This window comes from Microbacterium sp. LWH7-1.2, assembly GCF_038397755.1.
Lineage (GTDB): Bacteria > Actinomycetota > Actinomycetes > Actinomycetales > Microbacteriaceae > Microbacterium.
Window position 1 is genome coordinate 3,629,632 of record NZ_CP151637.1, and the last position, 14,150, is coordinate 3,643,781.

The following is a 14,150-nucleotide window of genomic DNA, read 5'->3' on the forward strand; positions in this document are numbered from 1 at the left end:
AGTGCCCTGCGCAGTTTGTGTGAATCCGAGACCGGGTGGGCCATCCGCCAGCGCCGATGCCCTCGTCGTCCCGGCGGGAACCATCGAGGTCGAAGTCCGCAACGACGGACGTCGCATCAACGGCAGGTTGCTGGTGGAGATCAGCGAGGCGTGTTCGTAGCGAGACGAGGGCGAACACGATCCGTCCGATCCAGCAGGAAGTGGGGTGGCCGAGACGGCTCCGCTACCGGGCAGGTCCGCTTTCGGCGGACCAGGCGGGGAGGCATCCTCGGTGGTCCCGGGCTGGTCTTGAGCGCGACGGCAGTCGGGATCGATGTCGCAGGGAGGGCCTTGCACACCTTGACCGTCGTTGGTCAGGATCGCGGTACTCTTCCAGGATGGTCATCGGTACGGGAGGGTCCGGAGGGGGCTCGGTGTTGCCAGTGCTGTCCGATGTCGCCAATCTTGCTGGCGTGAGCGTTTCGACGGTCTCTCGGGTGCTCACCGGAAGGACGCCGGTCAGCATCGCTCTGCGCGCGCGCGTCTTGGATGCCGTCGCCGAACTCGGCTACCGGCCCAACGCAGCCGCGCAAGCGCTGGTGAGTGGCCGCCGCTCCACTGTGGCGGTGCTCGCACGCAACACTTTTCGTTTCGGCTACGCGGCGACCCTCCACGGGATCGAGGAGGCAGCGCGCGCAGCGGGCATGGTGGTGAATATCGCGGTGGTCGAGACCGACAGCCCTGCGGAGATCAGCCGCACGGTCGACCTCGTGATGGGACAGCCGCTCGTCGGAGCGATCGTCATCGAGTTCGACTCGGTGGGGGTGAGCACCCTGGAGGCGTTCCCGGAATCCTTGCCCGTGGTCGCTGCGGCGGGTGCGCGCCGTCGACGAGGCAGTCGCCCGCACGCCTTCCTCGACGATGCCGAAGGCGGGCGCCTGGCCACTGAGTACCTCCTATCTCTGGGGCATCGCACGGTGCATCATCTGGCGATCCCGAACACGCGGGTGCGCAGCGGTCGCACGCAGGGCTGGCGGAAGGCGCTTCAGGATGCCGGCGCACCGGTGCCTGAAATCACACAGGCGGGATACTCGCCGACGTCGGGGTATGACGCCGCGCAGGCGTTGCTCGATCGACCGGACGTCACCGCCATACTGTGCGGCAATGACGAGATCGCCATCGGCGCGGCACGCGCTCTCCAGGAGCGGGGGATCCGCGTTCCGGAAGACGTCAGCCTCGTCGGATTCGACGATCAACCGTTCGCTCAGATGTGGGTTCCCGCTCTGACGACGGTGGCGCAGGACTTCGCCGACCTGGGTCGCCGCACGTTCGGACTGCTCGATGAGTGGGTGCGCACGGGCGAGCGGCCCGATGATTCTGCGGCCGCCCCCACGCTCGTCATCCGCGACAGCGCGGCGCCCCCGCGCGCGAGGAGACTGCTGAACGAGTGAGGGTGGGCGCGGACCGACAGCCACGGATCGCGGTCTCGTGGCCTGTTCAGGTCACGACTCGAAGTGCGACACGGGGGTTACTCCGCCCGCTCTGGTCATCTGCGACGAGTCGGGTCCGGTGTCCGGGGACGCCAGCGCACGTGCGGGTTCCGACGGGGGTCAGGTCAGCGCCTGGCTCAGGATCGTGGAGTCCACCGCCGCCGCTGCTTCCGTGATCGCGCGCCCTTCGACACACGATTTCTGACCAACGTTTGCAGAGTGTCAGATTCCCGGCTATGGTTTGACCAACGTTTGCAGAGGCCGCGCCGTTGCGGGGAGAGCTTGGTTTTCGGGTGAGAACAACACTGGTCGACGTCGACGGTCGTCAGGGCAGCACCGCGCATCACGTAGGTCGCGTGCGCCTCGCTGCATCGGGGGTGGCGCTGATCATCGAGGTGCCCGAGGATGCTCTTCCCACCGTCGTGCACTGGGGAGCCGACCCCGGCCCGCTGAGCGGCGAGGACCTGTCGGCTGCCACGAGGTCGAACCGGCCGCCCTTCGCCTCCAACGGCGTCGATGCCCCGCTTCCCGTCGCCCTTCTTCCCGAGGGATGGACCGGGTGGACCGGCACTCCCGGGATCTCTGGCCACCGCCGGGGAGCCGACTGGTCGCCGCGCTTCCAACCCACGTCCGTGATCGTCGAAACGAGGGAGGACGTGCCCGGTGGTCACCTCGAGATCCACGCGGCCGACGCGCTCACCTGCCTCAAGCTGTCGGTGCGCATCGAGATGCTTCCGTCCGGTCTCGTGCGGCTGCGAGCCACTCTCGAGAACACCGGTGCCACCCCGTACACGCTCGATGCGTTACAGCTTGCCCTTCCTGTTCCCACCCGCGCCGATGAGGTGCTGGACCTCGCGGGCCGCTGGTCGAAGGAACGGGTGCCGCAGTGCCGAGCGTTCACCGTCGGTGCGCATACGAGGGAGGGACGACATGGACGAACCGGTGCCGACGCGGCGACGCTGCTGATCGCAGCCGAGGCGGGGGTCGACTTCGACCGCGGCGACGCATGGGGCATGCATGTCGCCTTCAGCGGCAACCACCGCAGCATCGCCGAGCGGGCTTTCACGGGCGAGCGGCTGCTCTACGGCGGCGAGCTGCTGCTGCCCGGCGAGGTGGAGCTCGAACCGAGTGAGTCCTACGAGAGCCCGTGGGTGTACGGCGCGTATGGCCACGGCCTGGACGAGGTGGCCGTCCGGTTCCACGACTACCTTCGCGCACGCCCCGCGCATCCCCGCACGGCCCGACCCGTCGTGATGAACGTGTGGGAGGCGCTGTACTTCGAGCACGATCTTGCCCGTGTCGTCCCACTGGTCGAACTGGCCTCGCGCGTGGGTGTCGAACGCTTCGTCCTCGACGACGGCTGGTTCGGATCCCGGCGTGACGATCGCAGCGGCCTCGGCGACTGGACGATCGCCGAGGAGATCTGGGGTGATGGACGCTTCGAGCGACTCGTCTCGGCCGTGAAAGACCACGGGATGGATTTCGGTCTGTGGTTCGAACCCGAGATGGTCAATCTCGACTCCGACATCGCACGTGCCCATCCCGAATGGCTGCTGCAGGTGCCGGGACGCCTCCCCGTCGAGGCGCGGCACCAACAGGTCCTCGATCTCACCCATCCCGAGGCATTCGAGCACATCCGCAGCAGCATCGTGGCGCTGGTGCAGCGATACGACATCGACTTCATCAAGTGGGACCACAATCGCGATCTCGTCGACGCGGGATCCACTCGCACGGGCCGCGCCGGCGTGCATGCGCAGACCATGGCTGCGTACCGGCTCCTCGACGAGATCAGACTCGCATGCCCGGGGTTGGAGATCGAATCGTGCTCGTCGGGCGGTGCACGTGTGGATCTCGGCATCCTCGAACGCACCGACCGGGTCTGGGCGTCGGACTGCATCGACCCGCATGAGCGTCAGCAGATCCAGCGGTGGACGGCGCAACTGCTTCCGCCGGAGCTCGTCGGCAGTCACATCGGCGCCGAACGTGCGCACACGACCGGACGCAAGAACGATCTGAGCTTCCGCGCAGCGACCGCATTGTTCGGCAGTCTCGGCGTGGAGTGGGACCTGTCGATCGCCACCGCCGCCGAACTCGATGAGCTGAGCTCGTGGATCGCCTTCTACAAGCAGACCCGGCAACTTGTGCACACCGGCCGCGTCGTTCGCCGTTCGCTCGAGGGTGGTGACGTATGGATGACCGCGGCCATCGCCCCGGACCAGTCGGAGGCTCTCTACCAGGTGGTCTTGCGTGAGCGGCCTGTGACCTGGCCGCTCGGTGCTGTGCGCCTGCCGGGACTGCGCCCCACCGCGCGCTACCGCGTGCGCCCGGCGGGTCCAGACGCCGAGTCGCAGATCGACCCGCGCATCCACCCCGGTTGGTGGGGCGAGGGCCTCATCGCCACCGGCGCGATGCTCGGCGAGATCGGGGTGCAGATCCCGGCGTTGGCCGTCGACCACGCCGTGCACCTCCGCGTGGAGGAACTGTCATGACCCGGACCTCGACATCCCGACCAGCACGCCGCCCCCGGTCGGACCTGCGTGCGGCTCTCGTGTTCATCGCGCCGGCCGCGCTGGGCCTCCTCGCGTTCTACTTCGTTCCCGCGCTGCGGGGGCTCTGGTTCAGCTTCACCGATCAGAACCTCATCGGCTCGGGTGAGTTCATCGGCGCCGACAACTATGTGCGGATGGTCTCCGATCCGCTGTTCTGGAACTCGCTGGCCGTGACCGTCCAGTACGTTGCGATCAACATCGGCGTCCAGACGGTGCTCGCGTTGCTGCTGGCCGTCCTGCTCCACCGACTGACGCGCTCCGTCACCATCCGGGGCCTCATCCTGCTGCCCTACCTCGTGGCCAACGTGGTGGTCGCGCTGGTGTGGTTCTGGATGGCCGACTATTCCACGGGCATCATCAACGTCGCCCTCGATGCCTTCGGCCTCGACCGCGTCGCCTTCTTCGGAGACCCCGCCACGGCCATTCCGACCATCGCCCTGATCAACGTCTGGCGCTTCGTGGGGTACACGGCGCTGCTTCTGTTCGCGGGACTGCAGGTGATACCGGGCCAGTACTACGAGGCGGCGTCGCTGGACGGAGCCTCGGAGTGGCGGATGTTCTGGACGATCACGATGCCCCTGCTGCGTCCGGTGCTGGCGCTGGTGATGGTGATCACCGTGGTCGGCAGCTTCCAGATCTTCGACACGGTCGCGGTGACGACCGAAGGCGGGCCCGTCAACGCCAGCCGCGTCATCTACTACTACATCTACCAACAGGCCTTCGAACGATTCGACCTCGGCTACGCCAGTGCCCTGTCCGTGTTTCTCGTCGTGATCCTGTCGATCATCGCCTACGCCCAACTCAAGATCATGCGGTCCAACCGCTCGGACCTGGCCTGAGGAGCAGCAGATGACTCTCACTTCGCACCGGGCCCCCGTCGCCGCGCCGGCTCCGTCGGCCGCCGCACCGAACCGTCGGCGCCCACGCCGCATCCGGTGGGGGCGGATCGTCGCGTGGGCGATCCTCGGCATCGTGCTGCTGATCACCCTCTTCCCCTTCTACTGGATGCTGCGTACCGCGTTGTCCAACAACAACGCTCTCTACCTCGAGCCCGGCAACCTCCTCCCGGTCGACCCGACCCTGGGCGGCTTCCGTCGCGTACTCGGTCTCGCCACGCCCGAGGATGCAGCGGCCGAGGGTGGAACGACGGGGTCGATCGACTTCTGGCTGTACCTGCGCAACTCCGTGGTCGTGTCCACGGTGATCACGGCGGGACAGGTGCTGTTCTCCTCCATGGCGGCCTACGCATTCGCGCGGCTGACCTGGAAGGGGCGCGACGTCGTGTTCTTCCTCTTCCTGACCGCGATGATGATTCCGCCGATCTTCGTCCAGTTGCCGAACTTCATCCTGATCCGCGACCTCGGCCTGCTGAACACGCTCGCGGGCATCATCCTGCCGTTCTTCTTCATGACGCCGTTCGCGATCTTCTTCATGCGTCAGTTCTTCCTGGGCATTCCTCGCGAGATCGAAGAGGCGGCGATGATCGACGGCGCCGGGCACGCGCGGATGTTCTTCCGCGTCATCCTGCCCATGTCGGCGACGCCCGTCGTGACGCTCTCATTGCTCACTTACATCACCGCGTGGGGCGAGTACTTCTGGCCGCTGCTGGTGGGGCGCGGGGAGGACTCGCGCGTGCTCACCGTCGCCCTCGGCATCTTCCGTGCTCAGACACCCCAGACCGGTCCCGACTGGGCCGGACTCATGGCGGGAACTCTCATCGCAGCTCTGCCCGTCCTCATCCTCTTCTTGATCTTCGGACGAAGGTTCATCGACAACCTCGGCTACTCCGGAATCAAGTAGGCGCGCGCCGCCGTGGCGCACAGCACCCGTACACCCGCACCACTCACACCGAAGGATCGAACTGCAATGTCGCACTCCACTCCCACCACCCGGCGTATCGTCGCCGCCCTCGCCGCGGCTTCCGTCCCGGCCCTCCTGCTCTCGTCCTGTTCGGGACAAGGAGGGAACTCCGGGGCCGCGGAACCGGAGGCCATCACCTATTGGCTCTGGGACTCCAACCAACAACCCGCCTACGAGCAGTGCGCCGATGACTTCGAGGCCGAGTCCGGCATCACCGTCAAGATCGAGCAGTTCGGCTGGGCAGACTACTGGCAGGGACTTACCACGGGCTTCGCCTCGGGCACCGCGCCGGACGTCTTCGCCGATCACTTGTCGTACTACCCGGAGTTCGTCTCTCAGGGCCAGCTTCTCGACATCTCCGACCGTGTCGAGGAGGACGGCATCGATCTCTCGATCTACCAGGACGGGCTCGCAGAGCTGTGGGTCGACCAGGAGGGGGGTCGGTACGGCCTCCCCAAGGACTTCGACACCGTCGCGACCTTCTACAACGAGAAGATGGTCGAGGAAGCCGGGATCACACCGGAACAGCTGGCCGAGCTGGCTTGGAGCCCCGATGGCTCCGGCACCTTCGACGAGGTGGTCGCGGCGCTTACCGTCGACGCGAACGGCGTGCGCGGCAACGAGGACGGGTTCGATCCTCGCAACGTCGCGGTGTACGGTCTCGCGCTGAGCGGAAACGGCTTGAACGCGTCGGGCCAGCAGACGTGGGCACCCTACGCGCTCGGCAACGACTGGTACTTCGGCGACAAGACGCCCTGGACCACCGAGTGGAACTTCGACGACCCGAAGTTCGTCGAGACCATCGAGTGGTACCAGAGCCTCCAGGAGCGCGGCTTCATGCCGTCGGTCGACATCGCTCTGTCCGAGGCCGACCCGCTCAACGGCTACCTCGCCGGTCGCTACGCCCTGGTCACCGATGGCAGCTGGATGAACGGGTCCTACCTCGGCCAGTCCGACGTCCCTACGAAGGTCGTGCCGACGCCGGTCGGTCCGAGCGGGCAGCGCGCCAGCGTCTTCAATGGCCTCTCGGATGCGATCTGGGCCGGCAGCGAGCACCCGGACCAGGCGTGGGAGTGGGTGAAGTACCTGGGATCGGCCCCATGTCAGGACGTCGTCGCCGAGAACGCCGTCGTCTTCCCCGCCATCAAGACGTCCACGGAGCTGGCCACTGCGGCGTTCGCCGAAAAGGGGTGGGATGTCTCGGGCTTCACCGTGCAGGTCGATGACGGCACGACAGCCCTTCTGCCGATCGCCGACCACTGGTCCGAGATCAACGACACCGTGACGGCTGCGGTCGAGTCGTTCCTGCAGGGCAGTGCCGACAGCAGCGTCTTCAAGACCGCGAACGACAGCGTCAACGCGCTGTTCCAGTGACGAACTCACCGATCCCCGAAGGAGTGGAACCAATGTCAACCCAACTCACCAGACGCGCAGGTGGAATCCTGCTGACCACCGCCGTGGTGGCCGCAGGCGTCCTGGCCGTCGCGACACCGGCGGTGGCCGCGAGCGAATCCGTCACTGTCGATTTCAGCGACTCGACCGGTGCCGTACACGGTGGAGCGACGGGCTATCTGTACGGTCTCGGCGATCCCGGCGTGCCGACGACGTCCGTCGTCGCCGGCGCGGGGGTCCGCCACGTCACTCAGATGCCTGAAGGCGGACTCCAGCATCCCAACGGCGGCGCTCTCACCAATGCGCCCGACTTCTTCTCGTCAGGAGGCGAGGAGATCTACATCAACATCCAGGACGACTACGCCCAGTGGCCCTATGCGGGAAACACATATCCCGGCCAGGCGGAGTACCTGACGCACGTCGAGAAGGTCGTGCAGAAGGTCGCCGACGTCACGGATCCGGAAGACTACGAGCGGTACATCTTCACGCCGTTCAATGAGCCCGACTGGATCTGGTACGCCGACTGGGCGACGCGGAAGGAGCAGTTCTTCTCCGACTGGTCGGCCGCGTACGACCTCATTCAGGAGATCATGCCGGGCGTGCGCGTCGCGGCGATGGGCGATTCGTACTGGCACGCCGACCGCACACGCGACTTCCTCGCGTACGCGAAGGAGCACAACCAGGTGCCGGACGTGTGGACGTGGCACGAGCTGTCCGACTCGTCCTTGCAGTACTTCTCGTACAACCTCTCCACCTTCCGATCCATCGAGGACCAGCTCGGCATCGAAGACCTGCCGGTGAACATCACCGAGTACGCTCTGCGACGTGATACCGGGGTGCCCGGTCGCATGATCCAGTGGATGTCGATGTTCGAGCGGGCCAAGGTCGACGCCCAGGTCGCGTACTGGTCGCAGTCGGGCAACCTCGACGACCACGTGGCGCAGGTCAACGGCGGAAACGGTGCCTGGTGGCTCGTCAAGTGGTACGCCGACCTCACCGGGGAGACAGTGCGGCTCACCCCGCCCGTGGCGAACCGCCCCGGAACGGTGCAGGGCATCGCCGCGATCGACGAGTCCAGGAAGACGGCGACGGTGCTGTTCGGCGGGGGTCAGGTCGATGCGCAGCTGAGCTTCACGGGCCTGGACGCGTCGACCTTCGGCGGACAGGTCGACGTGCAGGTGCAGCGCACGCAGTTCAGCGGTCAGGAGGGGTTCGCCGAGCAGCCGCCGGTCATCCTCTCCACGCGGATCTCCCTCGACGGGTCCGGTGGCGGAAGCGTCACGGTGCCCAATGGAGACCCCATGGACGCCTATCGGGTGATCATCACTCCCGCTGTCGAGTCGGCGCCGGTCGTGGATGCCGCGTGGCAGACCCGCGTCGAAGCGGAGGCGACCACGCTCGCCGGGGGAGCGACCGTCACGAGTCTGGCGACCAACGCCCAGGCGACGTCGGGCTTCAAGGACGTGCGCGGGTTCTCCAACGCCGCTGCATCGTCGACGTGGACTGTCGATGTTCCGCGTGATGGCAGGTATCTTCTCGGCATCCAGTACGGGACCAGCGAAAAGGCCGACGGCACGAACATGAAGTCCGGTCGTCACGCGCTGTTCGTCGATGACGCCTTCGAGGATCTCGTGCAGTACACCTCGACGCTCAGCGTCACGTACAAGGGCCGTGTCGAAGTACCGGTGACCCTGACGGCCGGCACGCACACCCTGTCGCTGCGGGCGAGCCAGAACGGCACGGCCGCGCTTCCGGGCAGCAACGTCGCACTCGACCGTCTCGACCTCACCGAGGCCACGGCCGCGGAGAAGTCCACCTACCCGGCGACGCTCGCCCGCCTGTCGGGCGATGCCACCGTGTCGTGGGGTGCGGGGTCGTTCGGCGGCGGCGCGACCCTCGGTAGCGACGGCCAGGCGGCCTTCTACTTGGGTGCAGCCGAAGACGGGTACTACGACCTCACGGTCGAGTACGAGACGACGGATGCCGCCGACCTCGCGGTCGAGCTCAACGATCGCGAACTCAGCGGCATCGGTGCCGAGACGGCCGGCACCTGGAAGACCACGGCGACGGTCCACGTCGCGCAGGGGATCCAGGAGCTGACCGTCGCGGGAGCGGGAGTGAAGGTCCGCGGCGTCACGCTGGAGCGCAATGCAGAGGCCGACTCGCGCGTGGTCACCATCCAGGCGGAAGACCCGTCGGTGACGCGTTCAACGGGCACGACCGTCGAGACCCCGGCAGCGACCTACGGGTCGAACGCGCAGGGGCAGTACGTGGGGTGGCTCACGGCCGGCCGCACGCTCACCATCCCGCGCCCGTCCGGCACCGATGCGGGCCAGTACAACCTCCTGGTCCACTTCGGCAACGCCACACGGAACACCACGCACCCGTACAACACCGACGGCATCAGCCGGAGGGCGACCGTCACCGAGGTCGGGGGTGAGAACAGCGCGACGGGGTACTTCCGGTACAACTACAGCTACTTCAACTTCTGGTGGCAGAACGTCCCGCTCGACCTCACCACCGACGACGGCGCGCTGGTCGTGGGTAACCCCACGGGGGATGCGCCGAACATCGACGCGTTCCAGCTGGCGCCTCTGATGGCCTCATTGGTCACCGAGCGAGTCGACCCCGATACGGTCAAGCCGATCGCCACGCTGGTGACACCGACGACGGCCGGTCCCTTCCGAGCGCTGGAGCTGCGGGTGGATGCCACCGACGACCGTGGCCTGCAACGCGTCGTAGCCAACATCTATAAGGACGGCAAGCTGGTCAAGAGCACGCAGACCGCGGCAGACGGCGAGCGCACGGCCACCCACTCGGCGACCGTTACCCTGCCGGACGGCGCATACACGATCAAGTACAACGCCTCTGACCTCGCGGGCAATGTCGCGAAGACCGGAACGTTCGACGTCACGATCGATGCGACCCCGCCGACGGCGACGATCAAAGACGGGACGTCTTACACGGTCAAGACCGGTGAGACCTACGATCTGATCTCGTTCAAGCTCCACGATGCGGGCAAGATCGACAAGGTCGAGCTCAACGGCAAGACGAAGGACCTGACCGACAACGTGTGGTCGGACGTCAACTTCATCGCGCCGCCCACGTTCGGTGCCGTGCAGGGGGTGAACACGCTCGTCGTGTTCGACGTCGCGGGCAACACCCAGACGTACACCTTCACGCTCAACTGATGCCTAGTGGCTCTCTGTCACGAGGGCCTGGCAAGGCGCCGTCCGGGTTGGTCCCGGGCGGCGCCTCTTGCTTCGCGAACCGGCTGGCGGGTGTGTCGGGAAGTTTGTGTGTGAGGGCTTCGGCGTGATCGGCGCGGCGCGGGCGCGGGAAGATGGGGATCGGTGCAGCGGGAGGTGACATCTGATCTGTGGTGCCGAGGGTGCCGCTGGAAGGATGTTGTTGTGCCTAAGCCTTATCCCAAGGAGTTCCGTGACGACGTGGTCGCCGTCGCTCGTCGCCGCGAGGACGGTATGACGATCAAGCAAGTCGCGACCGACTTCGGCATCAGCGAGACGTGCCTACAGAACTGGCTCCGTCAGGCCGATGTCGAGAACGGCAATCGTGCCGGGGTGACCGCGTCGGAGTCGGCGGAGCTGAGGGAGCTGCGGAAGCGGAACCGGCTCCTCGAGCAAGAGAACGAAGTGCTGCAGAAAGCGGCGGCGTATCTGGCGCAGGCGAACCTGCCGGGAAAATGATGTACCCGCTGCTGCCGAGGCGAAGTGAGCGGGCCGCGTCATTGCGGACGTAACCCAGATCATCGATCGCGGCCTGCACTCGAGCCAGCGTCTCGGCGGCGAGGACCTGCGGGCGGTTCAGGGCATTGCAGACCGTGCTGAGGCCCACGCCAGCCCGGGCAGCCACGTCACGCACAGTGACGGTGTCCCTCGCTCGCATCTCCACAGAATTGCATTCCTCTGTTTGACGGACCTTCCCGTGCTCAATAGCGTGTCGCAGAATTGCAACGTTTTCATCAAGGAGGATTGATGACCGAGCAAGTGGAGACCACATATTCGGATCCACGGCGACGCTGATCCGCGCGACGCAGGAGTGCTTGCCGCGCTCGCGTCGGGCGTCCGAGATGCGGACCGAACCGGTGCCGCATCGTCGGTGTGGCGTAACGGTGTGGAGGCGGCCGGCGCCTTCCTCATCGTCGACGACTCGTGCGCGTAGCGGCCGAACACCGCGGCGAGCATCGTGGTTGTCATCGCCTTGCCGACGCCACCCTTGCCGTTCGCGATCGCGATGTTGCGGCACCCGGCGCCGCGTCTGGACCAGCCACATTGCACTACTACTTCATCATCTGTTCCGTGTATCGGACGCCCAGCTCGTATGCCTTGGCCGTTGTGATGGTCGGATCTTCGAGGGCGACCTGCACCATGAGGCCATCGAGCAGGGCGGCCAACGTGAGGATGGCGGACTCACGTTCCTCCTCGCTCCCGGGGAAGTCGTCGGCGACAGCGTTGTCGAAGAGTGTCCGCCAGCGCTCATCCTGTCGGGCCCGCGCGTCAGCGACGACGTCTCGGTGAGCGGCCTCAGCCCAGCTTTCGAGCCAGAGGGTCCAGGCTCGAGTCTGCCGACTGTCTTCGGAGAACACCCATTCCACCAGGCGACGCAGACGCTCCGTGCCTGATGTCGGTCGTGTCGCGATGCTGTCGGCTACCTCATAGAAGCGCTCCTCGGTGGAAAGGAGCGCTTCTATCAGGAGGTTCTCCAGGCTGCCGAAGTAGAAGTTGACAAGCCCGTGACTGACCTTCGCGCGTTTGGCAATGTCGCCCACCCGAGTGGCGGCGAATCCCTTGTCGGCGATGAGGTCGGCAGCTGCCATGAGGATCTGCTGCTTGCGTGCTTCAGCGGCTTCTTCACTGCGGGCGGGGGATGCGCTGGGTGCTTGGGGTGTCATGGTCGTCGCACCTCGGTGAAATCAATCTGCAGGAGGAGTCCGGCGACCTGCTCCAGAAGCGTTCCCGATCGTTCTGGGTCGAACGGCTGGATGTTCAGGCCGGCGTCGACGATCAGGCCATCGATCACCGCCATGATCGTGTCTAGAACCTGGTCGTCCGGCTGGGTCGGCGAGAAGACGGCAGCCTCGACGCCGTCGCGCAGCGTGCGGGCCAAGGACGCTCGCCACGAGTCGTAGATCGTGGCGACATGCGGCACAAGTTCTGGGTGCCGGGTCGCCGCGGAGCACATCGTCATCCACGCGGCACACCGCTCGCGGTCCGTGACCGATCCCCGGAGGAGCGCGCGCATCCGTGTAGTCGGGTCGTCATATTCGGCGCCGAGCTGGGCCCATTCCCGCGCTCGTCGCAAACTCGCCGCGCTCACCGTCTCCAAAAGGAGAGTGTCACGGGTGTCGAAGTAGTGCTGGATCGATCCGATCGACACACCAGCCCGTCGAGCGATGTCGCGCAGGCGAACGGTCTCGTACCCCTCCTCGGCGATGAGAGACTCCGCCGCGGCCATCACCGCTCGCTTCCGATCTTCGACCTCGTCGCCCGCCAACATGTGCCTCCGCCCGAATTCTACCGGCGGCCTTCCGCGTCACGCGATTGCGGGCGACGGCTCAGTCCGCAGTTACCGTCACCCACTCTAAATAATATGCTATTATTGCTACTCGACAGGATGGACTGCTCTCATGGTCGCAACAGTGTTGATGCCTCGGGTCATGAGGATCGGGGGTGGCGCGATCACACAGGTGGGCGAGGTCGTGACCGCGCTGGGGGCGCGACGCCCGTTGGTGGTGACCGATTCGTTCATGGTCTCGACCGGTGTCGCCGCGCTTGTCGTCGAGCACCTGGCCACGGCTGGTGCGCACGCGGCAGTGTTCGCGGAGACCGTGCCCGACCCCACGACGGCATCACTTGGCGCGGGGTTGTCCGCGGTGCGTGCGCACGGCGCGGATGCGATCGTCGCAGTGGGTGGTGGGAGCCCGATCGACACGGGCAAGGCTCTCGCGCTGCTCAGCGCTCAGGGCGGCCACATGCGGGACTACAAGTCCCCACGGGTCAACCACGGGCCAGCGCTGCCGGTGATTGCCGTGCCGACCACTTCGGGCAGCGGGTCGGAGGCGACGCAGTTCTCGATCATCACCGATAGCGACACGAACGAGAAGATGCTCTGCGCCGGTCCCGGGTTCCTTCCGGCTGCGGCGATCTTGGACTTCGAGCTCACAATGTCGAAGCCGCCCCGCCTCACCGCCGATACCGCAGTGGACGCGATGTGCCACGCGATCGAGGCATATGTGAGCCGGAAGGCGAGTCCGTTCTCGGACTCGATGGCGCTCGCCGCTCTCCGCACCGGAAGTGCTGCAATCCGGGGCGTGTATGCCGACGGCGGCGACCGGGCCGGACGGGATTCGCTCATGCTCGCCTCCCTGCAAGCGGGGATCGCGTTCTCAAACTCGAGCGTCACCTTGATCCACGGGATGAGCCGCCCGATCGGGGGCAATTTCCATGTCGCCCACGGCCTCTCCAATGCGATGCTGCTTCCCACAATCACAGAGTTCTCGATCGCAGGCGCACCCGAGAGATATGCCGAGATCTCCCGTGTGCTAGGAGCTTCACGGCCGAACGCGAGCGACGTGACAGCTGCGCGGAGGCTCGTGGACTGGCTGCGGCAGCTGTGTGCGGACCTCGCTGTCCCGACGCCGGCGAGCTATGGGATCGACCGATCTGTGTGGGACGCACTCATCCCGACGATGGCGCAACAGGCGATTGCATCGGGCTCGCCCGCCAACAATCCCGTCGTGCCGTCGCGCGAGCAGGTCGAGGACTTGTATGCGCGGGTCTTCGACGCACGCCCGCTCTGAACCTGAGACCGGCCCACCCTCATCGTTCAGCCCTGACTCGGGCTGACCGTCGCTACAGAC

The 14,150-nt window shown here is 66.3% G+C and carries 10 protein-coding genes and 1 pseudogene; 8 read left to right on the plus strand and 3 right to left on the minus strand.

Annotation, left to right across the window (positions count from 1 at the left end):
* The first annotated feature begins 377 nt into the window (after window positions 1–377).
* From MRBLWH7_RS16780 to MRBLWH7_RS16810, 7 genes are all read left to right on the plus strand, one after another.
* Window positions 378–1,430, plus strand: coding sequence for a substrate-binding domain-containing protein (locus MRBLWH7_RS16780; RefSeq protein WP_341996544.1), 1,053 nt, complete (start codon window positions 378–380; stop codon window positions 1,428–1,430).
* A gap of 332 nt (window positions 1,431–1,762) precedes the next feature.
* The gene (locus tag MRBLWH7_RS16785) at window positions 1,763–3,958 is read left to right on the plus strand and encodes an alpha-galactosidase (protein ID WP_341996546.1); all 2,196 of its coding nucleotides are present in this window, start codon (window positions 1,763–1,765) and stop codon (window positions 3,956–3,958) included.
* Complete coding sequence (locus tag MRBLWH7_RS16790) at window positions 3,955–4,857, plus strand: sugar ABC transporter permease (RefSeq protein ID WP_341996548.1); 903 nt, start codon at window positions 3,955–3,957, stop codon at window positions 4,855–4,857. Before MRBLWH7_RS16785 ends, MRBLWH7_RS16790 begins: the two co-directional genes overlap by 4 nt.
* Before the next feature lie 10 nt (window positions 4,858–4,867).
* On the plus strand, window positions 4,868–5,818 hold the full coding sequence (locus MRBLWH7_RS16795; protein WP_341996550.1) for a carbohydrate ABC transporter permease: 951 nt from the start codon (window positions 4,868–4,870) through the stop codon (window positions 5,816–5,818).
* Between the two features lie 66 nt (window positions 5,819–5,884).
* Window positions 5,885–7,252: a sugar ABC transporter substrate-binding protein gene (locus tag MRBLWH7_RS16800; RefSeq protein ID WP_341996553.1), complete on the plus strand. Its 1,368-nt coding sequence runs from the start codon at window positions 5,885–5,887 to the stop codon at window positions 7,250–7,252.
* Between the two features lie 32 nt (window positions 7,253–7,284).
* Window positions 7,285–10,461, plus strand: a complete 3,177-nt coding sequence (locus MRBLWH7_RS16805) for a hypothetical protein (RefSeq protein WP_341996555.1) — start codon at window positions 7,285–7,287, stop codon at window positions 10,459–10,461.
* Between the two features lie 222 nt (window positions 10,462–10,683).
* Entirely contained in the window at window positions 10,684–10,977 is a 294-nt protein-coding gene (locus tag MRBLWH7_RS16810; protein ID WP_341996557.1) for a transposase, read from the plus strand.
* Window positions 10,978–11,029: 52 nt separating this feature from the next.
* Here the strand turns inward: MRBLWH7_RS16810 and MRBLWH7_RS16815 are convergent.
* The 3 genes and pseudogenes from MRBLWH7_RS16815 to MRBLWH7_RS16825 all read right to left on the minus strand — a co-directional run.
* Window positions 11,030–11,563: pseudogene (locus tag MRBLWH7_RS16815) on the minus strand (LacI family DNA-binding transcriptional regulator); the annotation flags it as partial.
* A gap of 7 nt (window positions 11,564–11,570) precedes the next feature.
* On the minus strand, window positions 11,571–12,182 hold the full coding sequence (locus tag MRBLWH7_RS16820) for a TetR/AcrR family transcriptional regulator (protein ID WP_341996560.1): 612 nt from the start codon (window positions 12,180–12,182) through the stop codon (window positions 11,571–11,573).
* Complete coding sequence (locus MRBLWH7_RS16825) at window positions 12,179–12,787, minus strand: TetR family transcriptional regulator C-terminal domain-containing protein (protein ID WP_341996563.1); 609 nt, start codon at window positions 12,785–12,787, stop codon at window positions 12,179–12,181. Before MRBLWH7_RS16825 ends, MRBLWH7_RS16820 begins: the two co-directional genes overlap by 4 nt.
* A 160-nt stretch (window positions 12,788–12,947) precedes the next feature.
* Here MRBLWH7_RS16825 and MRBLWH7_RS16830 point away from each other — a divergent pair, with 160 nt between their 5' ends.
* Entirely contained in the window at window positions 12,948–14,090 is a 1,143-nt protein-coding gene (locus MRBLWH7_RS16830; protein WP_341996565.1) for an iron-containing alcohol dehydrogenase, read from the plus strand.
* Window positions 14,091–14,150 lie beyond the last annotated feature (60 nt).